23 protein-coding genes are annotated in these 25,233 nt (G+C 43.3%); 11 read left to right on the top strand and 12 right to left on the bottom strand.

Features of this window, described 5'->3' with window-relative positions; translation table 11 throughout:
* Positions 1-217: 217 nt before the first annotated feature.
* On the top strand, positions 218-1,453 hold the full coding sequence (locus tag BJP37_RS32620; protein ID WP_075905243.1) for an RNA-guided endonuclease InsQ/TnpB family protein: 1,236 nt from the start codon (positions 218-220) through the stop codon (positions 1,451-1,453).
* 44 nt (positions 1,454-1,497) lie between these two features.
* Positions 1,498-2,691 carry an ArsB/NhaD family transporter gene (locus tag BJP37_RS32615; RefSeq protein WP_229415526.1) on the top strand — a complete coding sequence of 398 codons (1,194 nt, stop codon included), beginning with the start codon at positions 1,498-1,500 and terminating at the stop codon, positions 2,689-2,691.
* Here the strand turns inward: BJP37_RS32615 and BJP37_RS40465 are convergent.
* The gene (locus BJP37_RS40465) at positions 2,654-2,803 is read right to left on the bottom strand and encodes a hypothetical protein (RefSeq protein ID WP_158069862.1); all 150 of its coding nucleotides are present in this window, start codon (positions 2,801-2,803) and stop codon (positions 2,654-2,656) included. The genes BJP37_RS32615 and BJP37_RS40465 overlap by 38 nt on opposite strands.
* A gap of 75 nt (positions 2,804-2,878) precedes the next feature.
* Between BJP37_RS40465 and BJP37_RS32610 the strand changes: the two genes are divergently transcribed.
* On the top strand, positions 2,879-3,457 hold the full coding sequence (locus BJP37_RS32610; RefSeq protein ID WP_075905239.1) for a Uma2 family endonuclease: 579 nt from the start codon (positions 2,879-2,881) through the stop codon (positions 3,455-3,457).
* 104 nt (positions 3,458-3,561) lie between these two features.
* Here BJP37_RS32610 and BJP37_RS32605 read toward each other — a convergent pair whose 3' ends face one another.
* From BJP37_RS32605 to BJP37_RS32585, 5 genes are all read right to left on the bottom strand, one after another.
* On the bottom strand, positions 3,562-3,891 hold the full coding sequence (locus tag BJP37_RS32605; protein WP_075905237.1) for a XisI protein: 330 nt from the start codon (positions 3,889-3,891) through the stop codon (positions 3,562-3,564).
* 392 nt (positions 3,892-4,283) lie between these two features.
* Positions 4,284-4,685, bottom strand: coding sequence for a hypothetical protein (locus BJP37_RS37965; RefSeq protein ID WP_143727909.1), 402 nt, complete (start codon positions 4,683-4,685; stop codon positions 4,284-4,286).
* A gap of 842 nt (positions 4,686-5,527) precedes the next feature.
* Positions 5,528-6,409 carry a hypothetical protein gene (locus tag BJP37_RS32595; protein ID WP_075905233.1) on the bottom strand — a complete coding sequence of 294 codons (882 nt, stop codon included), beginning with the start codon at positions 6,407-6,409 and terminating at the stop codon, positions 5,528-5,530.
* Between the two features lie 24 nt (positions 6,410-6,433).
* Complete coding sequence (locus BJP37_RS32590; RefSeq protein ID WP_075905231.1) at positions 6,434-6,754, bottom strand: AAA-like domain-containing protein; 321 nt, start codon at positions 6,752-6,754, stop codon at positions 6,434-6,436.
* A 904-nt stretch (positions 6,755-7,658) separates the two neighbouring features.
* Entirely contained in the window at positions 7,659-8,609 is a 951-nt protein-coding gene (locus BJP37_RS32585) for a class I SAM-dependent methyltransferase (protein ID WP_075905229.1), read from the bottom strand.
* Between the two features lie 186 nt (positions 8,610-8,795).
* Here BJP37_RS32585 and BJP37_RS32580 point away from each other — a divergent pair, with 186 nt between their 5' ends.
* Entirely contained in the window at positions 8,796-10,532 is a 1,737-nt protein-coding gene (locus BJP37_RS32580; protein ID WP_075905227.1) for a glycosyltransferase family 39 protein, read from the top strand.
* 511 nt (positions 10,533-11,043) lie between these two features.
* Positions 11,044-11,478 carry a helix-turn-helix domain-containing protein gene (locus BJP37_RS32575; RefSeq protein WP_075905225.1) on the top strand — a complete coding sequence of 145 codons (435 nt, stop codon included), beginning with the start codon at positions 11,044-11,046 and terminating at the stop codon, positions 11,476-11,478.
* Here BJP37_RS32575 and BJP37_RS32570 read toward each other — a convergent pair.
* From BJP37_RS32570 to apcB, 5 genes are all read right to left on the bottom strand, one after another.
* Positions 11,456-11,758, bottom strand: coding sequence for a hypothetical protein (locus tag BJP37_RS32570; RefSeq protein ID WP_075905223.1), 303 nt, complete (start codon positions 11,756-11,758; stop codon positions 11,456-11,458). The two genes, BJP37_RS32575 and BJP37_RS32570, sit on opposite strands and share 23 nt — an antisense overlap.
* A gap of 81 nt (positions 11,759-11,839) precedes the next feature.
* Complete coding sequence (locus BJP37_RS32565) at positions 11,840-12,421, bottom strand: Uma2 family endonuclease (protein ID WP_075905221.1); 582 nt, start codon at positions 12,419-12,421, stop codon at positions 11,840-11,842.
* Positions 12,422-12,427: 6 nt separating this feature from the next.
* Positions 12,428-13,138 carry an SOS response-associated peptidase gene (locus BJP37_RS32560; RefSeq protein ID WP_075905219.1) on the bottom strand — a complete coding sequence of 237 codons (711 nt, stop codon included), beginning with the start codon at positions 13,136-13,138 and terminating at the stop codon, positions 12,428-12,430.
* A gap of 262 nt (positions 13,139-13,400) precedes the next feature.
* A complete protein-coding gene (locus BJP37_RS37960) occupies positions 13,401-13,586 on the bottom strand; it encodes a hypothetical protein (RefSeq protein ID WP_075905217.1) in 186 nt (61 codons plus the stop codon).
* Positions 13,587-13,608: 22 nt separating this feature from the next.
* Positions 13,609-14,118: an allophycocyanin subunit beta gene (gene apcB / locus BJP37_RS32550; RefSeq protein ID WP_075905215.1), complete on the bottom strand. Its 510-nt coding sequence runs from the start codon at positions 14,116-14,118 to the stop codon at positions 13,609-13,611.
* Between the two features lie 1,084 nt (positions 14,119-15,202).
* Here apcB and glnA point away from each other — a divergent pair.
* From glnA to BJP37_RS32505, 6 genes are all read left to right on the top strand, one after another.
* Positions 15,203-16,624, top strand: coding sequence for a type I glutamate--ammonia ligase (gene glnA / locus BJP37_RS32540; RefSeq protein ID WP_075905211.1), 1,422 nt, complete (start codon positions 15,203-15,205; stop codon positions 16,622-16,624).
* A 481-nt stretch (positions 16,625-17,105) separates the two neighbouring features.
* A complete protein-coding gene (locus BJP37_RS32530) occupies positions 17,106-18,005 on the top strand; it encodes a ferritin-like domain-containing protein (RefSeq protein ID WP_075905209.1) in 900 nt (299 codons plus the stop codon).
* 262 nt (positions 18,006-18,267) lie between these two features.
* Positions 18,268-18,771: a YbjN domain-containing protein gene (locus BJP37_RS32525; RefSeq protein WP_075905208.1), complete on the top strand. Its 504-nt coding sequence runs from the start codon at positions 18,268-18,270 to the stop codon at positions 18,769-18,771.
* An 83-nt stretch (positions 18,772-18,854) separates the two neighbouring features.
* Positions 18,855-19,664 carry a lipoate--protein ligase family protein gene (locus BJP37_RS32520; RefSeq protein ID WP_198954248.1) on the top strand — a complete coding sequence of 270 codons (810 nt, stop codon included), beginning with the start codon at positions 18,855-18,857 and terminating at the stop codon, positions 19,662-19,664.
* A 611-nt stretch (positions 19,665-20,275) separates the two neighbouring features.
* Positions 20,276-21,583 carry a hybrid sensor histidine kinase/response regulator gene (locus tag BJP37_RS32510; protein ID WP_075905204.1) on the top strand — a complete coding sequence of 436 codons (1,308 nt, stop codon included), beginning with the start codon at positions 20,276-20,278 and terminating at the stop codon, positions 21,581-21,583.
* Positions 21,584-21,887: 304 nt separating this feature from the next.
* On the top strand, positions 21,888-23,144 hold the full coding sequence (locus BJP37_RS32505) for an ATP-binding response regulator (protein WP_075905202.1): 1,257 nt from the start codon (positions 21,888-21,890) through the stop codon (positions 23,142-23,144).
* Positions 23,145-23,266: 122 nt separating this feature from the next.
* Here the strand turns inward: BJP37_RS32505 and proS are convergent, their stop codons facing one another.
* Positions 23,267-25,078 (bottom strand): proline--tRNA ligase, encoded by a 1,812-nt coding sequence (gene proS, locus BJP37_RS32500; RefSeq protein ID WP_075905200.1) that lies wholly within the window; start codon positions 25,076-25,078, stop codon positions 23,267-23,269.
* Positions 25,079-25,233 lie beyond the last annotated feature (155 nt).

The raw sequence follows: 25,233 nt of genomic DNA, 5'->3' as shown, positions 1-25,233 counted from the left end.
CGTTGACGGTTGACTTTTGATCGTTTATAGTATATTGACTCTAAATGAATCGTGAGAATTTTTGATCGGAAGTTCCCTACTCCCTGTTCCCTTTGCTATCAATATGGAGCAAGATGACTCACGTTATACCCATCGGGTTAGCGTGAGGTGAATTGCGGTCAGAAGCTTAGTTCTACTCAAGTGGCATTCCTGGATAGAATTATGTTATAATTTAAATATGCTGAGACTAACCTACGAGTACAAACTGATTCCTTCCCAAAAACAAATCGCCGTCATTGAAGATATATTGGCGGTTTGCAGAAAAGTGTGGAATTACGCTTTAAGGGAACGAAAAGATTGGTACAAAAGTCGAAAGTGCGCAGTTAATTATTGTTCATTACAGCATGAATATATAATTCCAGTAGATCAGCCATATCCTAACTACAAAATACAAGCTGCTAATTTAACTAAAGCCAAAAAAGCCAATCCTGAACTCAAAAGAATAAATGCTCAGGTCTTACAACAAGTTTTAAAGACTTTAGATCGAGCATTTAAAAAAATGAAAGAACAAGGATATGGTTTTCCTAGATTTAAAAATCCATATCGGATGCGATCGTTTATATTTCCTCAATTTAAAACAAATCCAATTAAAAATGAGTGGATTAAGCTACCTCAAATTGGATTAGTTAAAATGAGATTATCACGGCCAATTCCAGATGGATTCAAGATCAAGCAAGTTAGGATAGTTAAACGAGCTAGTGGTTATTTTGCAATGCTGTCTTTACAAAATGAAGTCAGTGTTCCTGATCTACCAGCATGGGGTCACCCGCTGGGGATTGATATTGGACTAAATAAGTTTTTAGCAACTTCTGATCATGAATTAATAGAGCGCCCTAGATTTTTAAAAAAGCTGCACAGTAAGCTTAAATTGCTACAACGCCGATTAAAATCTAAGAAAAAAGGGTCAGCAAATAGAGATAAACTTAACCAAAAAATAGCAAGACTTCATCAGAAAATATCAGATATCAGAAAAGATTTTCACTTTAAGTTAGCACACCATCTGTGTGACCAAGCTGGAATGATATTTGTTGAGGACTTAAATTTTAAAACTTGGGCAAAAGGTATGTTCAGTAAACATACCCTTGATGCAGGTTTTGGTCAGTTCTTTAATATCTTAGCTTGGGTGTGTTGGAAACGAGGAGTATATTTTGGCAAAGTTGACCACAGATTTACTAGTCAAATTTGTCCGAACTGTGGTGCGCATACAGGCAAAAAGGATTTGTCTGAACGTATACACAAATGTCCTGAATGCCATTACGAAATTAACAGAGATGTTTCAGCTGCTCAAGTGATTTGTCAACGTGGTATTACTGCGGTCGGACAGATCGTGCTAGAAAATGACTGTGTAGGCGGGCTGTCGGGGGTTTACAACAACCTAGATAAGTGCTTTGGAAGCAGTAAACCCAAATTGTGAAGTTTGGGAATCCCCCGTTATAATCTCTGATTTAACGGGGGAGGATGTCAATGCACCATATTCCCATAGTCTGGGCGAGAGTTGGAAACGCCACTTTCACCCTTATTTCTCTAATTATTCTTGCCCTAAGTTTAGGTCAAGCAGGTTGGTTTCGGTGGTTAGCGCTTCACATAGCTAATTGGGGATGTGGTCGTGGCCATTTGCTTTTCTCCTTAGTGATCCTAGTCGGGATGTTATTGAGCAATGTGTTTACTAACGTGGCCACGACCATAGTCTGGACAGCTGCTGTCATGGAAATTTTGCTGCTGCTTGGCTTTAGTGCCAAAGCTACTCTGGCATTTGTATTTACTAGTAGTTTTATTACCGATGCCGCTAGCTTACTACTGCCGATGAGTAATCCAGTAAATCTGATTTATGTTGACTATTTACATATTTCCTGGTTGCGCTATGTGATGGTGATGTTGCCCGTAACCGTTGCCACAATAGCCACTAGTATCATCATTCTCTGGTTCTATTTTGAACCGGAAATTCCCCTGACCTATAACCTTGCCCGTCTACCACCACCTAATCGTGCGATTCGAGATTCCTTAATCTTTAAATTGACTTTTCCTATTTTAGGACTACTCCTAATTGGTTACTTGTTCGCAAAAGTCCTAAATTTCCCCATTGCCTGGATTGCTGCTATGGCAGCTTTAGTGATGGTCGCATTAGCAGCACGTTCCTTTAACGGTCGGACTAGTAGACTTAGCTATATCTTACAGCTAGTAGGTCAACTGCCATGGCGAATTATTTTACTTATCCTAGTGCTGTTTCTATTCGGCATCGGTTTGGACAATCTGGGCATAACTGCTCTGTTGAGCCAGCGGTTGGACATCCTTTCTAATTGGGGACTAACTTTAGCAGCTAGTGGTAGTGGTTTCCTAGCTACATTTCTTGCTAGCGTACTCAACAATTTCCCAACACTACTGCTGAATGCTAAGGCAATTGAAAGCATTAACGATATTGATACAGCTGTCAAAGAAGTGATGATATACGGTAACTTAATTGGCTGCAATTTAGGAGCAAAAATTACTCCCTTAGGTAGTCTATCAACGCTACTTTGGTTGAATGTATTGGCTTTTAGAGGACTCCAAATAAGTTGGATTTATTATATTCGCTTAACTTTTATTCTTACCATGCCAGTTTTATTTATCAGCTTGCTTAGTTTAGCAATTTGGTTACCCTGGTTAATTGCTTAAGGATATAGCGCTTGTCAATTAGGTCAGGTACATTTTTTAGGGAGCAGGGAGCAGGGAGCAGGGAGCAGGGAGCAGTAAATAGGGAATAGGGAAAGAATACTGTGTACATCATAGTTATTAAAAACGTTGTAACTGAAAATTTTATAGACTATAGATAGGAATTACATCGAGTTTTTTGCCATTAGCAATGATTACTCAAAACTCTCCGAATCAAAAATTAAATCTAGTGTCATTGGAAGCATTTATTAAATTACCAGAAACCAAACCTGCTAGTGAGTACATTGATGGGCAAATTATTCAGAGACCAATCCCACAAGGAAAACACAGCACAATTCAAGGGGAATTGGTGACTACTATTAATATAGTGGTTAAGCAAGAACGAATTGCTCGTGCTTTTCCAGAGCTTCGGTGTACTTTTGGTGGACGCTCAACCGTTCCCGATGTATCTGTGTTTGTTTCCCAGAGAATTCCTCGTGATGACAATGGCGAAATTGCCAATGTTTTCCAGGCAGCGCCTGATTGGACAATTGAGATTCTTTCACCTGACCAAAGTCAAACCAAGGTGACCAAGAATATTCTCCATTGTTTAACCTATGGGACGGCAATGGGCTGGTTGATTGATCCAGAAGAGCAAACCGTTTTCGTTTATCGTCCAAAACAGCAGATGGAAGTATTTGATCAATCATCCGAGCAACTTCCTGTGCCATCCTTTGCTAGGGATTTAAGCATTACTGTGGGCGATTTGTTTAGTTGGCTATTGGATTGAATCGATAATGGTAGGGTGGGCAAAAATTTATCGCCGATAAGCTTAATGGAAAAAGTCTATTACTTTTTGCCCACCCTACGACTAAACTGCTTTTTTGTAACAGGCTACTGGTGAGCATATCCAGTAAATTGCCTTTTGAAGGGAGACTTAAACCCTAAAACTATATCCTGTTGGGGAACTCCTGCTTCAACTAATTCATTAGCTACTCCCACTTCAGTGCCATCACTCTGAATCCAAATTTTATTATCTTTTATATCAATATGAATTAAGCTTCCATATTCCCGTCGTTGGTCATACCAGCCCACTAGCATAACTAAATAATGATTGCGCTCACTATCAAAAATCATTTGAACTTCTGTATCATCATCGTTAAGGTTGATAGCGTGGGCTTTCAGGATTTTTTGGACTAATTCATGATAGTTTAAGGTTTCCATGCCTTTCCGTAAACTTTGATGTATAATAGAATATATTTGGTGATAACCTAGCCATCTTTTTCCAGGGCTAACCGAACGGTGTTGTGAAAAATATCCTTGGTTGGTATAGACAGATGGGCAATTGGAAATGACTTAGGCTTTTTAAGATTTATTATAACTGAGATCGATCTAAAAAATTCCTCCCGCGCTCTACCGTAACGTCAGCATCGGGAGGAATTTCAGCGGAATTATTAAATTGAGACCATAGGGTAAAAGTTAAACCTTGTTTAACTACTGTTGGCCACACTCGCCTACCCCAAATTTAGCTATGTCCCTCTATAACTAAAACGATATCACCAGGCAGTTTGTGACATTTTTTTCGACTTAGAGTCCTGTTTTAAGAACTTCCGCCGCTAAAATCTGGGGCCGGGTACAAACAGATTGGCCACTTTAAACTCTTTCGCTCCCACTTCCGACAGCGAGAACTTAATCGGGTAGGGACGGGAAACACCTTTACAAAGATCCGGTTTCAGGCGGATGAAGGTAACAATGGGAGGCTGGGATTTTGCCAATATGGTTGTGAAGTCCTCTTTCTGCGTGCAGCCGTTGCTCGTCACTACGATCGTGACACCTTTTTCAGTGATGTTTATTCCATGCAATGGTTCTACCGTTTCTGCTAAAGCCGTGGGAGCTGTGACACAAAATACTGCCACTACAGCAAAGGGCAGGGTCGCTAGACCGAGTGCTAGTCTTGAGAGTGCTTTCTTCAAGGGAAGAGCAGCTGGCTTGAAGCGGTTGAATGGTGTACTTAGCATGATGTTTGAATTAATGATTTTCCGAATTTTGGCCTGATGTTAAAGGGACAGGACGGTCGAGATGATGGAGACCCTCGTGTCTGCCATCCCCTTAAGGCCTGGTCAATTTAGATTGAGCACTCGAAAGACTGAACCCTAGGGTCTCCTTGTGGCTTCTGCTTTCCGGAAATTCAGGAATACTCAGGTTTACTGCCCCATCGCACTTTGGAAAAGAGTGGAATTCGGGTCAAGAAGTCCTGCGCCATCCGCGATTCTAAGAGCAGGGATATTTCATTGTCAAGAAAATAGAAGATAATCAGAGATAATTACTCTTAAGTACAAAAACTGCGGATGCTTCGCTTGTTTACAGAAAAGTACCAACGGGGGCAGTTGCGATTAGCCCGAAGGGCTACGCTACGCGAACGCATCCTTGTCAAAGCAATACCCTAAACCTGAATAAAATAGGTTAATCTCTAATCATAACTTATTATTTTCAATGATTGGCTAGATTAAGTAAATTCCTTGCTCAAATAATTCCTATCAGTGTTCCCTGCTCCCTGCTCCGTTCGCGTAGCGTGGCCTACGGCCTCAGTCCCTGCTCCCTGCTTTCTCTAAAAATGTACCTAACCTAAGTGAAAACCTCTATAGTTACTCGTTTAGCATAGCGCTATAGTTAAGCCCTGGCAATACTATAGCCACTCAATCAATTTATAGCGCAGTGGTGACTTACCTGACCTGTGCTGACGTCTTAACTATCGCCCTACCAGCCTTGCCAGCACCAAACACCTGAGCAGTCAAGTCTCAACGGCTCGACTGGGAGTTGGGTTGGTACTGAGCACAGTTGGTATTGTGAATAGAAGTACTCAACTTTCAGCACTTTTAGGAATTTCAGCAGGTCTTTTTTCAGGACTTTCAGCAGCTGTTTTTTCAGGACTTTCAGCCGTTTCAGCAGCTCTTTTTTCAGCCATTTCAGCAGCTCTTCTCTTAGCTTCGGCCAAGGCTTCCTGCTTATCTTCTTTCCGAACTTTGCAGAACCGTGGAGCCTGATCCATTGGGGGTGCCAATTCTTCCACAAACGCGAAAGCATTTTTGTGGGGAAGGAATCGGGCTTTGACCTGGATGAATTTTGGCTTGCCCTGCTCCTTGAGCTTAGGATTGAATCGGAATGGTTTGACCGAGGAGTCCCGCCAGAATAATGGACAGTGACCAGCTTTGAGTACCCGAGTTCTTTCTGTAGCCTGGTGGTTTTTGAGATAGTTCACTAATTGTTCACTGTGGTTCCTAAAGACTGACACACAGGGAACTTTACAAACAGGGATGAACTGCCACAATCCAGCCAAGATGAAATACCCATTGCCAATCGCTTCAGCCCAAGCATGGGGTCTGTCTTCCTGTAAAATCCCAATTACCTCAAACCGGATATCCTGGAATTTGTTCCTATCTGGGAAGTGGATCGGCTTAGGATATACCACGAGGCGATGCTCTCGGTTTCCAGCCTCGATGTGCCCCTTGAGAATATCCAGCACATACCTTTTCCGGTTGTGCTTCAGCAGAAAAAAGAGTGGGTAAGCCTTACCCTGGATGGTAATGGTAGGAATTTTTTCCGACAAATCTACCTCACCAGTAATAACCCCAACAGCCATAAACTTTGGTTCTGATGGCTGAATTAGTTCAATTGGTTGAGATGGTTTTACTAATTTTCTGGGAATCTCTGGTTTTTTGATTAGTGTTAGAATTTCTGACATAATTAGAACTGATTGTTTATGTTCTTAACAAAAGACATCTAAAGAAATATAGGAAATAGGTCGAATAGGTTCCCTGGCAACTGCAAGACGAAAATAGAGACCATACAACTGACAGCTTGGCTTCGCCTGATTGCCATCGAGTCTCACCAACCCCATACTTTCTATAGGTGCGCTTGACCCATGAATAATTAAATTAGCCATGGGTCGCACCTGCTGATAGCCAGTAATCCGTTCTATCGACACCCCCTGATTAGTCCTAACAACTTGTTTCAGTCCTGATCCCAATGGGGACAGATCTGTGATCATAACCAGAAGACCTCGTAGATGGTGGCTATAAATTTTCATAGGTGCGCGCCTCCTAGGACGAGTAAATCGCCCTTGGGTCGCACCTTCTAGTGTAGGTGCTGCTTGCAAGAACTTCTTTTATGTTATCTCTCTGACGAGAAAGGTGATAAAGGCCAAGGCTGACCAGATCAGGATATCCTCCTCCCATGGCTATTAGTCCAATTGGGTTTGACTGCTATTAGTCCAATCAATACCATAGTGCTGCCCTAAATTCTGCCCGTGCTTTGGTCTAACCGGCTTTGGGCGCTGATTAGACTTCGCCGGATTTGTCAGCGGATTAGGGCAAAGGACAAAGAGATTAGATTTGAGTCTACCCCAAACCTGTTGATGCCAAAATCCCAGTATGAACAATAGGTCTTGGGCAATAGGTCTTGATCAACCTCAGTTTTATCTAAGAAATTGGCTGGTGTTTTGAGAATTAAGGAGAATAATTCAGAAGTTATTGGGAGAATACATAGCTTAATTGCCCATTAAACTCTGATTAATTCCAAATTAACTATAAAATTCAGTTATTATGGCTACTGACTCCTGAATCGAACCTCCTGACTCCTGGATAAATTCGGTGATGTCGAACTCAGGTTGGGCAAGACTAGGATACTCGAAAACCACCTGGACTTAATTCACAAGATTTTTACTTTTTTTTCACAAATCACCAAATCTTCACATTTAGTTTAAAAAAGCTTTCAAAAAATTTGGCTAGTCTTCATCATAAATTTATTAAAATTCTACTGATTTTTTCATATCCTTACTTATATAACCTAACTGGGTTGTTTTTACAGCACCTTTGAACGGCACAGGAAGCTGCAAACAGCGAGTCAATCCCAAATGGACTAGTTTGGGATTGACTCGTAATTATCACTATTAGCCACTGCATCAAGAGGAATTGCTACAACCCACACTCACCTCAACCAGGTTTTGTAGCAATAATACTGCGGTGACGAGGATCGCTGGCCACCGTGGTCTGATAGTCAAAACCAACTTTAATCATCGCCCCTTCTACATTAAAGCTGTAGTAGTCATCACTCCAAGGTTCTGTACTTTTCATCAACACAAACAGTGCAGGGGGGAGATTCTGGATGACTGGGGAGGCAGGATTATTGTCTACAACACCAAGGCAGCCACCAGGTCGTAGAATCCGTAGCACTTCCGAAAAAATTTCCTCTGTTGCTTGGCGCGGTAGTTCGTGGATCACAAACTGTAACGTGACCACATCAAATGAATTGTCCGGTAAACCGGTGTCCTCTCCTTTGCCATGGATCCATTCTGATATTTCTGCTGTCTCATCCATTGTCTTGGCCACAGCCAGCATATAAGGGGATAAGTCTAACCCAACGGTGCGGATTTTGCCCTTTTTGATCCTGGAGTAGTAGCGGTGTAGCGCTAAGGTAGAGATGCCCACTGAGCAGCCAATGTCTAGGACATCTGTGACTATCTCGGGATTATACTCTCCTAGTACTTTATGAAAACTACTTCGTAATCGTTCTTGTGCCGAAAGCCAAGTAAGTTTTTCTTTAGGCCAAATCCTCAACCCCATAGCCTTGGTAGCACTGCCAGCTTCAAAGGCAGCTTCCCAGCATAGGTTTCCCTGGTCATAAGCATGGAAAGGCACTTTGTAGTAGTCTGGGTAGACCAGGCTAGGGTTAGTAATCTCGGATAGTAAGGTCTTCGCTGCTGATTTTTCTAACTCCTGGTAGTTTTTCCGCCACTCAATCCCATTTTTTTCTGCGGTTTTAATTAGCACCTGTCTGGCCTGGTGTTGCATCACCTTGTAGATCGGCTTGGTGTCGATCAACAGATTAACGAACCGGGAGAGTAAGTCATCCCCCGCCCAGTCTGGTTTGAGCTTGTCTTTCATCAGTATTCAAAAATTATCCCAATGATTAGCTCATCTAATTATTTCATAGGGGTATTATTGCGCGGTATTATTCCTCTGCCCCAGCACCGATTTCAGTTCAAGTAACTAAACAGTGGCATCAACAATAATAAAGTAGTGTGGGAGAACGTTACGTTTATTCCTACCTACAAAGAGAATTAATGGCTAATGATTCTTAACCACCCAAAATCCCAAGTGGACAAAAGCTGGAGTAGTTGGGTCATAGTTCTATTACTGCTGGTGTGGATAGCGATCGCAGCAGGTTTACGGTTTACCTATCTGGCCGGAAAACCCCCCTGGTCAGATGAATTTGCCACCCTAGTGTTTAGCCTGGGCAATAGTTTTCGGAGGGTACCGCTGGATCAGGTGATTACCTCAGATACCCTCTTAGCTCCCCTGAAACCGAACTCTAGTGCTAGCATCAATTCCGTTATTAATAACCTAATCACAGAGAGTAATCACCCACCACTGTACTTCGTCCTCACCCATCTGTGGCTGAAGCTGTTTCCAGGCCATGGGGAATTGGTATCCCTGTGGGTAGCGCGATCCTTAAGTGTCCTACTGGGAGTGATTTCCATTCCAGCCATGTTTGGCTTAGGTTGGTTAGGGTTTCGCTCTTCCCTGGTCGGTCACTTCGCAGCAGCACTGATGGCTGTTTCACCCTATGGCATCTATCTGGCACAAGAAGCTCGACACTACACTCTAGGGATTCTATTAGTTATCGCTTCAGTCAGTTGTTTGGTGTACGCTACGCGATCGCTTCAACGGCAGACTCCCTTCCCGATTTCAATAGCATTAATCTGGGTTATTGTCAATAGTTTAGGCATAGCTGTCCATTACTTTTTCGTCCTGGTGATCGCAGCTGTAGGACTGGTAATGCTTGGGTTGCGGATTGGGTCAGGGGGTTCAGTGTTTTCTTGGAAGTACTGGTGGCGAATTTACGCGGTAGCCCTCGGGACATTAATGGGAGTCTTAGTTTGGCTGCCAATTTTGCCACGCCCCTCCAGTAATCGTTTGACAGAGTGGGTTCACCAAGACACAACCCTGAGCAATTTGCTCGAACCGGTAGCTAGACTCTTGTCTTGGCTGATCACTATGGTAGTGATGCTGCCAGTAGAAGGGCAATCCCTACCGATTATGGTCGCCTCTGGACTAGTAACAGTAATATTAGTAGTCTTGATCGTGCAACTGTTGCGTCGAGGACTCAGAATTCAGAGCTTACACTCCCAGACTAAGGTCATGACTCAGGTTTTGGGCGGATTTGTGGTGGGAGCGATCGCATTATTCTTATTATTCACTTACGGTCTTGGCATTGATTTGACCTTAGCGGCTCGTTACCAGTTTGTCTACTTCCCCATCGTAATTATGTTACTAGCAGCAAGCTTTGCCAGTTGTTGGAGAGCGGCCCAAGGGAAAGATCAGCAATGGGTAGCACTAATCCTGTTGATGGGATTGGTAGGTGGAGTCATAGTCGCATCCCATGTGAGTTACCAAAAAGCCGATCGACCAGATCTTGCGATCGCTAAAATGTTAGAGATTAGTGATTCCCAGCCTCAATCCCTTCCAGTCCTGATTGCCACAGTTCACAAAAGCCATGAACAAACAGGAGAAATCATGGGGTTAGCGTGGGAATTGAACCGTCGCCAAGTCGTTGATGCTGCCATTAATTCACCCCAGTTTCTCTTGGCACATAAAGACACCGAGCCAAGGGTGGCTACAGAAACCCTGCAAAAAACTGTGGCTCAACTGCCCAAACCTTTAGAATTGTGGGTAGTCAATTTTTCTGCCTCTGTTGAGTTAAAAGACCAAGGTTGTATTAAGGATAAACAATCTATATCTAAAGTCCCTGGTTATCGATTTCGACGGTATTACTGTCAGAACTATAGGGCTGGAGCCAGCGAATAAGCGAGAGTGGTAAGCATTCAGCATAAGCGCTACGCGCACGCTACGCGAACAGCGTAAGCGCTACGCGCACGCTACGCGAACAGCATAAGCGCTACGCGCACGCTACGCGAACAGCATTCAGCCGTTGGTCAACGGCTGACGCCTGACGCCTGAATGCTTACGTGTGGGGATAGGGTGGAGAGGGGAGATCTAAGAAGTAGTTTTCGATAATTTGCTATAGTTAGAGATATTTTTGCTTATTTTTATCCTACTTTATGTACAGACATCAGCAATTTTTCTAAACCATTATTACTAGATTCAACACTTAATCTTTAATACTTAATACTTAGTACTTAATCTTTAATACTTAATACTTAATCTTTAATACTTAATACTTAATCTTTAATAATCTCTGTTCCCTGTTCCCTGTTCCCTGTTCCCTGTTCCCTGTTCCCTATCAAACTTGGCAATTGCTGTAATTGTATGGTATATTTCCGAATAAATCAATAGCGCTAGAGTAAGTTGTCCGATCATGATAGATACCACCCAAGCCGCCTATCTTCTAGGTATTTGTCCTCAACGAGTTCGCCAACTCCTGAAAGAGGGCAGAATTCAAGGAGCCGAAAAAGTTGGTCGCTTTTGGCGGATTCCCCTATATAACGGTATGCCCAAGATAGTTCCCGGTAGCCGAGGACCACAAGGCTCCTGGAGAAAACAGCCCAGCAAATCCCTGACTCACATCTACCTCAACGAGGAAATACTTCTCAAGAATCAACAAAACCATACAACAGACCCAGTGATTACAGTTAAACGGGGTAATCGCGATATCAACTGTCATTATGTAGAAATCAGCGGGCCATCCCGGTTAGTCTATCGACCAGAGTCTCCCAAGAATGGTGGTGCCACCCTTTGGATAGAGGTTGAGCCTAATGTGGAGGTTGTAACTAAGGTTTTTGGTCAGTATTAACATGTTCAGAATTAAGCTCAACCACTTCTAGGCTGTATCCTCTTTGCTTAGCAATCCGCTTAGCTTTGGCTTGGGCTTGACTGAAGGAATCAAATTTGAGTGCTCCCCCTGGATGAGGACACCAATTTAAGCGTTCCATACCACCTAATAACTCTAATGAAGCTAGGTAATTAGAGCTATTGGATTCAAATAATACGTACCTAGGTCGGGATGAAGTCCTGTTAGTAACATCGTGAGATTCTTGGCGACGTTGTTGTTTTAGTTTTGATGCACGACCCATAGCAGACCTCTAAAAAACTAGTGTTGAATTTTTAAAAAATTATCATTCCGGGGGCAAGTGATTATTGACAAAAGCAGAATCCTAGCTTGACCAAAGATAGTGCAAATCCAAGACAAACCCAGGCAAAACCTCCTCCCCTGATAAAGTCTTAGGAGACTCCAACACCTCCACCACTTGTCCTGGTCGATAAATTTCCACTTGCCGTGCTTGAGGATTAATTAACCAGCCCAGACGTACCCCATTTTTTAGATATTCCTCCATCTTGGCTTGAGTCACCGTTAACCGATCAGTTGGAGACATTAATTCTAGCACAAAATCGGGGCAAATCGGTGGAAACTTCTGGCGTTGCTCTGGTTTAAGTGAATCCCAGCGTTGTTGTTTAATCCACGCTACATCAGGAGAACGGTCAGCACAATTAGGGAGTTTAAAGCATGTCGAAGAGTCAAAAACTTTACCTAGCTTAGTTCGTCGATTCCAAATACCTAAATCGATGATGATTTCAGCATTATGGTTACCAGTTTCTCCGCCAGTAGGTGACATAATAATCACTTCTCCCTTGGCATTGCGCTCAAATTTAATCTCCGGGTTATTTCGACATAACTGATAAAATTGGTCATCAGTCAGTTGGATAATGTAATTAAAATTTACTGTAAAAGCCATCATGGTGATTTAAAATGTAGAATGGTAGGGACTATTGGACTTATTATCAATTTCCACAGGGATGATACAATCAGGACTATTGTTTCTGACATTATTCACAGTAGTGCTAACGGGATAAACACTCATCTTCTGGGCATCATAGGTAATCAGTAGTGGCTGCAATAGCTCCCGTTGACTTACCTGATTATGCAGCCATAAATCATAATCCCTAGGTTCTAATATCACTGGCATCCGATCATGGATCGGACTAATAATTTCATTAGCTACTGTAGTTATAATTGTACAAGAAGCAATTATCTCACCCGCTGGATTTTTCCAACGTTCCCAAAGTCCTGCAAAAGCAAACGGACGCTTATCTTTCATCTGGAAATACAACGGCTGCTTCTTGCCATCCTTTCGTCGCCACTCATAAAAACCATCCGCTACAACCAAGCAACGCCGACGACGGAATGCACTACGAAATGCTGGCTTTTCTGCTACCGTTTCTGCTCTAGCATTAATCAGCTTTGCACCAATTTTAATATCCTTTGCCCAACTAGGAATTAAACCCCAACGAAACAATTGCCATTGTCGCTCGCTATCGTTTGAGGGGTTTAAGACTGTTGCTACCAGCTGAGTAGGGGCAATATTGTACTTAGCCTCCTCAGTTGGCACATTATCTAAATTAAAAGCTCGCGCTAAGCTTACCCCTATAGTTGCCAGGGTGAATCTACCACACATACTGGACGTGATTTAGTATTTATGTACTATTTTAGAAGCCAGTTATCCGTCCTGAGTGCTACAAACCAGCAAGCCTGTATTAAGCGTTCGCGTAGCGTGACCTACGGTCAATCGCATAAGCGCGGAAGCTGAGGCCAAAGGCCAATCGCAATTAAATCAGCAATTCAATCATTTGTGGCGGTCGCCTCTGGCAAGTTTGTTAGTTTCCACCCTTCCTAGAGCAACGATAAAATAATCGATCTTGACAAAATTAGCAATATAATCACCAATTACCCGATTCCCGATTCCCGATTCCCGATTCCCGATTCCCGATTCCCGATTCCCGATTCCCGATTCCCGATTCCCGATTCCCGATTCCCGATTCCCGATTCCCGATTCCCGATTCCCGATTCCCTGCGCGCAGCCCTATAGTACGGGCAACCAGTCCGGTCACCCGTACAACCGTCAACTCTCAACGAACCATCAATGTTTTAAACATCTGTTTCGCTAAACTCACGATTCATGTGGTCAAAAGGCTGATCAACAAATCCGATATTCTCAATACCAGCTTCTGTTGCCATTGCTTTGACCATATCTTTCATAATCTCAATCCCACGTACCGTTGGACCGATTGGCACACCAAGGGAGTTATAGGTTTCCCGCAACCCTTGTAGAACCCGCTCATCCAGGACATTCGTATCACCAGCAACTAGGGCATAACTAGCATAGCGCAGGTAATAATCCAGATCTCGTAAACAAGCAGCATAACGACGAGTTGTATAAGAATTGCCACCTGGACGCAACAGTTCAGGAACTTCCTCATACAGTTGTGCTGATGCTTGCTTGACAATAGAAGCAGCATTGCCATTGATTAAAGTAGCTACAGCCACCCGAGCGGTGCCAGTTTCAAAGTAAGACTTAAGTGAATCGATGGCATCCCGATCTAGGTAGCGACCTGAGCTATCATAATTCCTAATCAAGTTTGTGACTAAATCCCTCATTAAATTATTCTCCCAACAACAATCTTGATAATTTTGATTTACTATTGGTGTCTTCCCTAGATTTAGGGCGAGAACTCAACAGATACAGAGCGCTACATTATGCGCCCCACAGGAGTTAAACAGCAAGTTGAATGTGTGCTCAACTCCAGACGCTATAATTGCCTGGAGCTAAGCGTATACATATCTTTCATCACTAGATTGTACCGTGTTGCTTGTTGCTTTCATCCTGAATCCTCCTATAGGATTGGGGGTTGCCCACCATAGATGTGACCTTATAGTTGAGCAAGACACTCCCAGAGGGGGGAAACAGGGAAACTAGAACCGACCGACCAAATGCTCCCACTAACCCCATTGCCCATATAGAGGCCATATAGAGGGATTTAGGCAAAACCTGCCACTAACCAGAGCCTAGTCTTGCCATGGGCTCCCTTGCTGAGCAGACAAAGACCTTCTGTTGAGCCTTTGTGCGAGCCTTTTTGCCAACCTGACTGAGTCTAGAAGTCGAAAATTTAATTTTTTATTCATATGAGATCCGTACATCTTAGGACATTCTGTATTGTTAGATACATAATCTCCTACTTTCTATCCCTAGGATGAGTCAGGAATCAGGGAACTACAACTTTTCACTGTTCAAGGGAAAAGCCAATCAAGATGCTTTTATGGGGGGGTGACATGCAAGCTGAAATCATTACTGGGTAATAATTTCAGCCCATATGTTACAAAAAGATACATTCTGTTTTGGGTTGACATTGGACTATGTTATAAGGGTTTGAGCTTGCCATTAAATGAATCGAGAGTTAATTTGGGACTAGATCTTACATGAATTATTGGCCTTAAAGCCTTATATAGCAAGCTTTTAATGGCTCATGTCACCCCCTCAGGATGCTTTTAAGGAAATCGTGCTCCTTGAACCACTCGCAAAAAAAGTATCTCCCCACGAATAACTGACTCGGATGCTTACCTAGCCAGTCCTCGGTTTGGGAAAGGTTAAGTGTAGCCAATTTTGGTAGATTCACGTGCCTCAAGTAATTTTCTAAAATTGTTTCTTTGTAAACAAACGTAAAGCTGTTCAAAGGAGTCATTCATGCCTGAAACCCCACAAGAAGTCTTGAAAATGATTCAAGACGAAGACATAAAAATCATCGACCTTAAATTCATTGATATGCCAGGGATCTGGCAGCACTGCTCGTTTTACTTTGACCAAATAGAAGAGAGTTCCTTTGACGAAGGAGTTCCCTTCGATGGTTCAAGCATTCGGGGTTGGAAAGCAATCAACGAATCTGACATGGCAATGGTTCCTGATCCCACAACGGCTTGGATCGACCCATTCATGAAAGAACCAACCCTGAGCATGATTTGCAGCATTAAGGAACCGCGTACAGGGGAGTGGTACAGCCGCGATCCTCGCAGCATTGCTCAGAAAGCCCTTGACTATCTGAGCAGCACTGGCATTGGGGATACCGCCTTCTTTGGTCCAGAAGCTGAATTCTTTGTGTTTGATGATGTTCGCTTTGACCAAACCGAGAGTCAGTGCTACTACTATGTAGACAGCGTTGAAGGTCGTTGGAATTCTGGTCGAGAAGAAGCAGGTGGTAACCTCGCATATAAGCCTCGCTATAAAGAAGGTTATTTCCCTGTTGCCCCCACGGACACCCTGCAAGACATGCGTACCGAAATGCTGCTGACTATGGCAGAGTGCGGTGTACCCATTGAAAAGCACCACCACGAGGTGGCTACAGGTGGACAGAACGAGTTGGGTATCCGCTTTGGCACCCTAATTAAGGCTGCTGACGATCTGATGATTTATAAGTATGTCATCAAAAATGTTGCCAAGAAGTATGGCAGAACTGTCACCTTCATGCCCAAACCAATCTTGAACGACAATGGTTCCGGGATGCATACCCATCAATCTATCTGGAAGGATGGAGAACCCTTGTTTTGGGGTGATGGTTACGCCAACCTAAGTAAAATGGCGCTCAATTACATCGGTGGTTTACTCAAGCACGCCCCGGCTCTGTTGGCACTTACCAACCCCAGCACCAACTCCTACAAGCGTCTGGTACCTGGGTTTGAAGCGCCCGTGAACTTAGCTTATTCCCAAGGTAACCGTTCAGCTTCCATCCGCATTCCTCTGTCTGGACCCAATCCCAAGGCGAAGCGGTTAGAGTTCCGTTGCCCTGATGCCACCTGTAACCCCTATCTCGCCTTCGCCGCTATGCTCTGTGCTGGTATTGATGGCATCAAGAACGAGATTGAACCAGGTGACTCTCTAGATGTGGATATTTACGACCTCTCTCCAGAGGAATTGAGCAAAATTCCATCCACCCCCGGTTCTCTAGAAGACGCTCTGGCAGCCTTAGAAAAGGATCATACCTTCTTGACTGAATCAGGAGTATTCACCGAAGACTTCATTACCAACTGGATTGAATTCAAACTAGACAACGAAGTCAACCCCATGCGGTTGCGGCCTCATCCCTACGAGTTCGCACTCTACTACGATGTCTAGTACTTTGTCAATGGTGAACTAAGACCATTAGCCATCCTTAAGGGTGGCTTCTTTATTTATGTCTGACTCTTGATTAATTAGTATTTCAGTACGCTCACAAGTTAGGAACAGGTATGATCCCACTGTTTGTAGATTGTTTGAGATTGATGTTATTACTGAATCCAACTTTTGGCTACTGGTAAGGTCGAGTAACTTGTTCTGTTAGAGGTTGTCTGAGAAGTATCATTTGCTACATCCAAGCCCCCGTGGGTCCCCCAATTCTGGGGGACTTTTACAAGCAAATTGACTCTTGTTCCCCCCAAAGTTGGGGGGTTAGGGGGGCAAAATTCAGTATAAAAAACTTTTCAGATATCCTCTTAGAGACTAAAGTAGACTTGGGGTATGTTCGGTGAAACTTAGAAATAATTCCTGTCCCCAATTCAACCACCGCTCTCCTATCGGGTCAGACGTGGGTTTGGTGCGGGTATAGCTAATAAAATCTATGACAGTTGCATATCCTCACAAATCAAACAACGGCATGGGTGCTCGTGAAATCCTGCCACATGTGGTACGCGATCGCAAACTTCACCTGGTCATGCTCAACCGCTATCGCTACAACGAACAACACAGTTGCCTGGATCTCACGGATTTGGTAGAAAACCTGGATGGTCAGCCAAAAGAACTGGTGCGGGATCTATCTCATCACATTGCTGATGAAGCTCGTCATGCCATGTGGTTGACTGACCTACTCATGGAATTGGGGGCAGAGATTGGTAAGCCCCCTGGAGTGTCCTACATCAAGGAATTTGATCGACTCATCGACCAGGAAAGCTATAGACAACAAGGAAACCTTGACGATCGGCTGATCCATGGATTGGCAGCAATTAATGTCACCGAAAAACGGGGATGTGAGTACTTCTCAGCTCACATCAAAGCATTGAACGACTCACCAAAAACTGAAGAAAATATTAAGATTCTCAAAACCATTGAACGGATTTTCCCAGAGGAAGTTGGTCATGTCCGTTGGGGGAATCGGTGGTTGGCACAAATTGCCAAGAAAAGCCCAGAACATCGACAGAAGGTAGAACAGGCAAAGCGCCAGTATGTAGCCATAGAACAGGCGGCTTATGAATCTGGTATAGATCTGATGGCAGGTGCGGAACTACGCCGACTCAATAACTTGCTGGAGGTTGCCAATACTTTGCCAGTGTGGGAACGTCCTCAGTACCTGATCGAGCGCTTACCCCAAACATTGCTAGCCCCTGAACTGCAAATGACCAGGATTCAGGTAGCACAAAAGGCTTGGCAGCAAGATCCACAAGGGTTTATAGAAAAATTTGTGCCAATGTTTTTGAACGGTTTGAATCAGGTATCTAAAAATCAGCAAAAAGCAGTCTCCTAGAAAATTGTTCAAGCAGTCAGAAGCTGTTCAAGGGCTTTTGTTATTGTTTCGGTCTCTCAAAGGTAAAATCTAAGACAAGGGTTCAAGGAAAAAGGTTAAGGCAAAATCATCTTTTCCCCTTGACCTTTTACTTTTTGCCTGTCTCACCTAATTGCAAGTCTCGACCCTTGATTTAAGAAAATTAATCAACGTGTCAACATGCATAGCTACAGGTGATACTGGGTCTTAGGCAAACCCCAAGACCAGCACAGAGAAATTGATTATGACAAACCCACAGCCGAATCCTGACACTCTATCTAGTCAAGACTTGTCAATGGCAGAAATCGTTGCCAGTGAGTTCAACCAGACTATGACTGCCGTTAACTATGTCGAAAACATTGAAACGGTTATCTCCAGCCTGGAACAAAACAATAGCGCTATGGTAAGCCACAGTGAAGAAGGCTACTTGTGGAAGTTTCAGTACGGTAGCGTGGAAGTATTCGTTCAGCTCACTGGTTCCACAGATGATGATACCTTTACAGCTTGGTCTTCTGTGATGAATCTACCTGCCAAGGACGAGGCAACATTGATGCGCAAGCTCCTGGAAATGAACTGGTATGACACCTTTGAATCTCGCTTTGCTATTGTTGAGGATCAAGTTGTCGTGTTATCTACCCGAACTGTTGCTGAATTGTCCCCAGGAGAAATTTCTCGCGCCATTACCGTGGTAGCCACTATTGCCGATGACAATGATGACTTATTACAAGCTGAGTTTGGTGCGGCCTAGAATCTTCCGATTCAACTTGATGTTAGCACACAGGTGAAGGATAAAGCTTAAAACATACCAGTTAGCGAACAAATCAGCCAACAATGGCATTGTTTAATACTTCAGACTTACCACTTGAGACTTCTGATAGTTCAGACTTACCACTTCAGAGTTCATCCTGGCGTTTAATACCCTTACTACAGGCATCAGGGCGGCTTCAGATGGCCATTGACCAGTGGCTACTAGCCCAGCACCAACGGGGAAAACATTCCCCAGTATTGCGATTTTATACCTGGGCATCACCAACCATCTCTCTTGGCTACCATCAACGCCGTTGGCCTGAGTTCTGGGAACAACTCACTTGGGCATCACAACCAGTAGAGCTGGTAAGGCGTCCCAGTGGTGGTAGAGCTGTGCTACATCAGGGAGATTTGACCTATATGGTGGTTAATTCCGGATTGACTGGTAAACGTCTTGATGCCTATCACCAAATTTGTGAGTTTTTGATTCAGGGGTGGCGCTCCCTTGGTGTAGAGTTGCACTATGGTTCAGCTGGACGGGGGTATATTCACAATCCCAACTGTTTCGGGACTGCTACTGGTGCCGATTTAGTGTTAGCAGATGGTTCTAAACTGATTGGTAGTGCTCAATTGCGCCGTGGTAATGTGATTTTGCAGCATGGCTCAATTCGCTTAGAACCAGATGCTGGACTGTATACTCACGTGTTTGAGGAAGCGCCCCCTCCCTTTAATCTACCCATGGCTCAACAGGGAGATGCCTTAATCAAAATTGTGGTGGATGCTCTAACTCATGCTGCTGCCGATTGTTTTGGTGTGGAGTTGGTAGAGAAGCCTTTATCAAATCAGGAATGGCAAGAAATTCTGGCTTCGGTAAATAGCCCATCAGATCAATAGCCCATCATAACAAATATGGTTGAACACCCATAGTTAAGGCTGATGGGAAAGCAGACAAGGACAGGTTTTTATCATGGGTAATCATCTATAAATGATTGGCCGAAGGCCTCCGCTGCGCGAACAGGACTTAAGCAAAAGTAGGTAACAAACTCGCTTATGTCTGAAATTACTCCCAGAAATGACTTGGGCGTGATGACTTGTAAACTCCGAATCTTGTTCCGAGCCAAATATACTCCTGGCTCGTTTCTCAATCTTTGACAATAACTGCCATAAATACCGCCTCCTGTCAGTATTTTCCCTGAGGGTAAGTTCAAGGTAAGTTTATATAATCCTAAACAAGCACCTTTTTCATTAATAGCTTCAAGTATGCACCAGCACAGATGAATCAGGCTACCCATTTTTTTTTCCGGCTTAGGGTTTGCTAACTTTAATAAGTTAACTCATTTATCAAAATCAATTGATAATCACTAACTTTGATCTAATTAAAACTCAAAAATATTTTTTTTATTTTAATAAATTAAATTACGATTATACATGGTTAAGGGATAATAAATTATAGATATTTTTAAATTTATGAGTAAATCAATTTGTGTTGATAGGATCCTGAAGCAGTGACATACGATCAAGACAAAAATCTCATCTTAGTTGTAGATGATACACCCACCAATTTATCAGTTATATCCCAGGCTTTTCACAATGCTGGCTTTACGGTTGCTGTGGAAACAGATGGTGAAAGCGCAATTGAACAAGTTAACTATAATCAACCAGATCTAATTCTATTGGACGTAATGATGCCAGGAATTGATGGATTTGAGACTTGCAAAAGACTAAAGGCCAACCCCTCAAATCGAGACATCCCAGTAATTTTCATGACCGCACTGACTGACACAGTTGATAAGGTCAAAGGTCTTTCCATCGGAGCCGTCGATTACATCACCAAACCGTTTCAACAAGACGAGGTATTGGCTAGAGTAAGGATACATCTACAAATAAGAAATTTGACTAGAACCCTTGATGAGCAAAATGCCCGTTTGAAAGAAGAAGTTGCGGAACGTGCGGCGGCGGAAACGAGGTTAAGTAAAACTTTCCAACAGCTTAAGGAAGCCCAAGAACAAATTATTGCCACAGAGAAACTAGCATACCTCGGCACCTTAACTGCAGGGGTTGCCCATGAACTGAGGAATCCTCTCAACTTTGTCAACAATTATGCCGAAGGTTCGATGGAGTTAGCTGAGGAACTCATCGAAGAATTTAAAATCCAATTAGAGCATATAGAAACAACAACAGCTAGCTATATCAAAGAAACCTTGACAGAACTGCGAGACAATTCTCTCGCTATCAAACGTCATGGTCAAAGAGCCGAGGGCATCATTCAAAGTATGATGCAGCATGCTCGAACTGACAGTACTCAACTCCAACTGACTGACCTCAATACTGTATTAGCCCAAGCTATCCAGTTGGCTTATCACAGTGTTCGTGCCAAGAATCATCACTTCAATGTCACGATTAAAACTGACTATGATGATTCCATTGGTCAACTGGAGTTGGTGTCTAGTGATATTAGTCGTGCCTTCATTAACATTGTCGAAAATGCTTGCTATGCCCTCCAAAGCAAGCAGAAAAACATCGGTGAACCATTTACCGCCATACTTTGGGTGAAGACATTGCGCTTAAGTGACTCAGTAGAAATTCGGATTGGTGATAATGGTACTGGTATCCCGCCTGAAATTAAGGAGAAGATCTTCCATCCTTTCTTTACTACTAAACCTACGGGAGAAGGAACAGGCTTAGGATTATCCTTAACCTATGATATCATCATTGGACAGCATAGAGGAAAACTCAATGTGGACACTGAATTGGGAGCTTATACGGAATTTATAATTTGCCTACCCTTCACGAATTTAGACAGCAGCAACTGACACTCCTTTGGTCATCATATATTCACAAACCAGTAAACATAATTAAATAACTTTACTACTCTAGACTGTTACTTAATTAAGGGTTAATGGGAATTATATAGATATATCACGTCCGGTATTTTTAGTAGTGTTCATAATAAACGTTTTTTTGGTAATGGCTAATCGGTCATGGCTAATCGGTCATGGCTAATCGGTCATGGGTAAGAACAATTCCAAATTCCAAATTCCAAATTCATTATTTTTCTTATTACCCATTACCAACTATTAAAACTAAGTGGTAATCCTCAAGGGGAGATAAAATTACATGGCATTTTCAAAAAAAATCATCCTTGTTGTGGATGATGAGCTGGAATTAGAACGTCTCATAAAACAGCGACTTAGAAAACGGATCAGAACTCAAGAGTTGGACTTTTTATTTGCGCATAATGGCTCTGAAGCGCTCGACATCCTAAAATCCTCAAAACGAATAGATCTGATCTTAACTGATATCAATATGCCTGAGATGGATGGTCTTACTTTGCTAGGGTTTATCCCTGAAGTTGACCCAACACTTAAAGCAGTGGTGGTATCAGCTTATGGGGATATGAAAAATATTAGGACAGCGATGAACTGTGGTGCTTTTGATTTTCTGACCAAACCAATAGATTTTCAGGATTTGGAAATTACCATCAATAAAACCCTAAAGTTTGTCGATCAAGTTAGAGATCAACAGCACCAAATCCGACAGGCTCATAAACAGCGTCAACTTTACTTGCAGGAGCTGATCAAAGCTAAAGAAATAGCTGAGAAAGCTAACTATGCTAAGAGCCAATTTATAGCCAACATGAGCCATGAGTTTCGCACGCCTCTAAATATCATTATTGGTAATAGTGAGTTATTACAAGCTCGGGCTCAAAAGTCGGATCCAGAATACTTTATTCCCCGGCTAGAGAAGATTCAAAACTCTAGTTGGCATCTGCTGAATTTATTTAACGACATACTTGACCTATCGAAAATGAAAGTAGGTGAGCTAGAAATCCATGAAGAAAAGACTGAGATATCCTCATTGATTGAAGAACTGATAACCAATGTGCGTCCTTTATCGGAAAAAAACAAAAATACCTTAGAAGTAATCTATTTGAACAACCCTGGCAGAATCCGTACTGACCCCACCAAAATGCGCCAAATCCTGCTTAACTTGCTCAACAACGCTTGTAAATTTACAGAGCATGGAACTGTTAAATTGATAGTCAAAAAGAGTGATGGCACAGCAGAGATTGACGATCAATTTAATTTAGAATCTACAATTACTTCTGATTTTGGTCAACACCAAAGAACTAAACCATCAATCACATTTCAAGTCAGTGACACCGGTATTGGCATCAGTCCAGAGCAACATTCAAAGATTTTTGAACCCTTCACTCAGGTAGATGAGTCGGACACCCGCAAGTATGGTGGGGCTGGGTTGGGTTTAGCGATCGCAAAAAAACTCTGTCATCTGATGGCCGGTCAGATAACTGTGGACAGTGAATTGGGTAAGGGAGCGACCTTTACCGTTTCCCTACCCATAGAATTAGTTTAACAATCATTAATCATTAATGATTTTTACCCAATGGTTATCCTTGTATCCCTACACCGAATCCCCTTGGGCAAACAACTTTGGTCAAAAGGCCACGCTAAGCGAACAACCTGCAACCCTCAATCCTAAACCGTCCTTAGAGCTTTATCAATCCACTGCTTTAGGGTGGGTAGCACTTCCTCAAGGGAGAGTTCTGTCGATTTGTGGGTAGCCCGTTCCACCACTTCCACTTTGCCATCTTTAAGCGATCGCCCAGTCACAATCCGGTAGGGAATCCCAATTAAATCAGCATCTTTGAACTTGACCCCAGCTCGTTCGTTGCGGTCATCAAGCAGGGTTTCGATACCTGCTTCATTGAGTTGAGTGTAAAGTTTTTCTGCTGCTGCCATCTGCTGGGTATCTCCCACATTCGGGATCGTGATAATCACATGGTAGGGTGCGATCGCAACTGGCCAGATAATCCCATCCTTGTCATAGGATTGCTCTACCGCTGCTTGAGCTAACCGAGACACTCCCACCCCATAACAGCCCATACATAACGGAATTTCTTCTCCTTGCTCACTGGTGTAAGTAGCCCCCATCACAGATGAGTATTTCCTCCCCAACTGGAAAATATGGCCAACTTCAATTCCGCGAGCGCATAAGAGGGTTTGATTCGGGTCATGGATGGCGCGATCGCCTGGACTCGCCTTACGGACATCCACCACTAGCTTCGGTAACTGGAATTGCTCACCCCAATTGGCACCAACTACGTGATAGCCTGACTCATTAGAACCAGTAGTAAAGTTTTTCAGTTCCACTGCTGTTTGATCTACCAACCGTAAAAACTGAGGCCGAATATCTTTAGCTGGCTTGATGTAATCATCTGCCAAATCAGGTGCCATGTAGCCCAAAGGTAAAGGTTTCGATGCCCATTTTTCCTGGGTAGCCACCTCTGGTACAGTCAGGGCTAAAACCGTTGTGGCATCGTATTGGTCTGCCAATTTCACCAGTTCATTCTGTAACTTCACCTCATTTACATCTTGATCCCCCCGAATGCTCACCAAAACCAACACCGTCATGCCGTTGTCATAGACAATTTGGTAAAGAACATTTTTAACCACACTAGTGGCAGAGCACTTCAGGAATTGACAGAGGGTGTTAATAGTTGAGGTGTTTGGAGTTTCTAGCTTTTCATAAGTGTTATAGGGTGAGGGCTCTAGATCTGGTGGTAGGGAAACCGCTTTTTCTACATTGGCAGAATATTTGCCATCCTCCGTGTAGAGAATCTCATCTTCCCCAGCATCAGCCAGAACCATAAATTCTTGAGAACCCGAACCCCCAATCGCCCCAGAGTCAGCCTCAACCGCTCTAAACTCCAAACCACTGCGGCTAAACATATTTCGATAGGCTTGATCCATCGCCTGATAAGTCTTTTTCAGGCTTTCGTGATCGGTATGGAAAGAGTACGCATCCTTCATAATGAATTCCCGTCCCCGCATCAGGCCAAATCGGGGGCGAATTTCATCTCGGAACTTAGTTTGAATTTGATACAAGTTTAGAGGTAATTGCCGATAGGAGCGAATCATGTCCTTAGCAACAGTAGTGATTACCTCTTCATGGGTTGGTCCAAGTCCCAATTCCCGCTTTTGTCGGTCAATCATAGCAAACATAATGCCCTCAGCTTTGGTGTAGGTGTCCCAACGACCTGATTCTTTCCACAGCTCAGACGGTTGTAACTGAGGCAGTAGAAACTCTTGAGCACCTGTGGCATCCATTTCCTCCCGCACAATCTGAGAAACTTTTTTCAGGACACGCCACATCATGGGTAAATAGGCGTAGATGCCACTGCCAATACGTCGAATATAACCCGCACGGAGCAAAAGTTTATGGCTAGGGATTTCTGCTTCCACTGGGTCTTCCCGCAGTGTCACCAACAGCATCTGAGACAGTCGCATTACTTACTTCCTTTTTAGACCAAACTACCATTATCTCATCATTCGAAAACTTTCATCAACAGTGTGTCAGCCAGGATTGACAAACTCTTTGCACTCTGAGAAGGTATGTAAGCTTACCCCCGGCTGTTGGCGTAGCCTGCCGCTAGGCATAGCAC

It is taken from the genome of Moorena bouillonii PNG, from assembly GCF_001942495.1.
Taxonomy (GTDB): Bacteria; Cyanobacteriota; Cyanobacteriia; order Cyanobacteriales; family Coleofasciculaceae; genus Moorena; species Moorena bouillonii.
Note: the sequence above shows the minus strand (reverse complement) of the source record. Positions and strands in the feature narration are given on the sequence as shown.

Bases quoted from the DNA above. Each gene is read 5' to 3' on its own strand.
- BJP37_RS32620 (WP_075905243.1), top strand. From the start codon at position 218: ATGCTGAGACTAACCTACGAGTACAAACTGATTCCTTCCCAAAAACAA.
- BJP37_RS32615 (WP_229415526.1), top strand. From the start codon at position 1,498: ATGTCAATGCACCATATTCCCATAGTCTGGGCGAGAGTTGGAAACGCC.
- BJP37_RS40465 (WP_158069862.1), bottom strand. From the start codon at position 2,803: ATGATGTACACAGTATTCTTTCCCTATTCCCTATTTACTGCTCCCTGC.
- BJP37_RS32610 (WP_075905239.1), top strand. From the start codon at position 2,879: ATGATTACTCAAAACTCTCCGAATCAAAAATTAAATCTAGTGTCATTG.
- BJP37_RS32605 (WP_075905237.1), bottom strand. From the start codon at position 3,891: ATGGAAACCTTAAACTATCATGAATTAGTCCAAAAAATCCTGAAAGCC.
- BJP37_RS37965 (WP_143727909.1), bottom strand. From the start codon at position 4,685: ATGCTAAGTACACCATTCAACCGCTTCAAGCCAGCTGCTCTTCCCTTG.
- BJP37_RS32595 (WP_075905233.1), bottom strand. From the start codon at position 6,409: ATGTCAGAAATTCTAACACTAATCAAAAAACCAGAGATTCCCAGAAAA.
- BJP37_RS32590 (WP_075905231.1), bottom strand. From the start codon at position 6,754: ATGAAAATTTATAGCCACCATCTACGAGGTCTTCTGGTTATGATCACA.
- BJP37_RS32585 (WP_075905229.1), bottom strand. From the start codon at position 8,609: ATGAAAGACAAGCTCAAACCAGACTGGGCGGGGGATGACTTACTCTCC.
- BJP37_RS32580 (WP_075905227.1), top strand. From the start codon at position 8,796: ATGATTCTTAACCACCCAAAATCCCAAGTGGACAAAAGCTGGAGTAGT.
- BJP37_RS32575 (WP_075905225.1), top strand. From the start codon at position 11,044: ATGATAGATACCACCCAAGCCGCCTATCTTCTAGGTATTTGTCCTCAA.
- BJP37_RS32570 (WP_075905223.1), bottom strand. From the start codon at position 11,758: ATGGGTCGTGCATCAAAACTAAAACAACAACGTCGCCAAGAATCTCAC.
- BJP37_RS32565 (WP_075905221.1), bottom strand. From the start codon at position 12,421: ATGATGGCTTTTACAGTAAATTTTAATTACATTATCCAACTGACTGAT.
- BJP37_RS32560 (WP_075905219.1), bottom strand. From the start codon at position 13,138: ATGTGTGGTAGATTCACCCTGGCAACTATAGGGGTAAGCTTAGCGCGA.
- apcB (WP_075905215.1), bottom strand. From the start codon at position 14,118: ATGAGGGATTTAGTCACAAACTTGATTAGGAATTATGATAGCTCAGGT.
- glnA (WP_075905211.1), top strand. From the start codon at position 15,203: ATGCCTGAAACCCCACAAGAAGTCTTGAAAATGATTCAAGACGAAGAC.
- BJP37_RS32530 (WP_075905209.1), top strand. From the start codon at position 17,106: ATGACAGTTGCATATCCTCACAAATCAAACAACGGCATGGGTGCTCGT.
- BJP37_RS32525 (WP_075905208.1), top strand. From the start codon at position 18,268: ATGACAAACCCACAGCCGAATCCTGACACTCTATCTAGTCAAGACTTG.
- BJP37_RS32520 (WP_198954248.1), top strand. From the start codon at position 18,855: ATGGCATTGTTTAATACTTCAGACTTACCACTTGAGACTTCTGATAGT.
- BJP37_RS32505 (WP_075905202.1), top strand. From the start codon at position 21,888: ATGGCATTTTCAAAAAAAATCATCCTTGTTGTGGATGATGAGCTGGAA.
- proS (WP_075905200.1), bottom strand. From the start codon at position 25,078: ATGCGACTGTCTCAGATGCTGTTGGTGACACTGCGGGAAGACCCAGTG.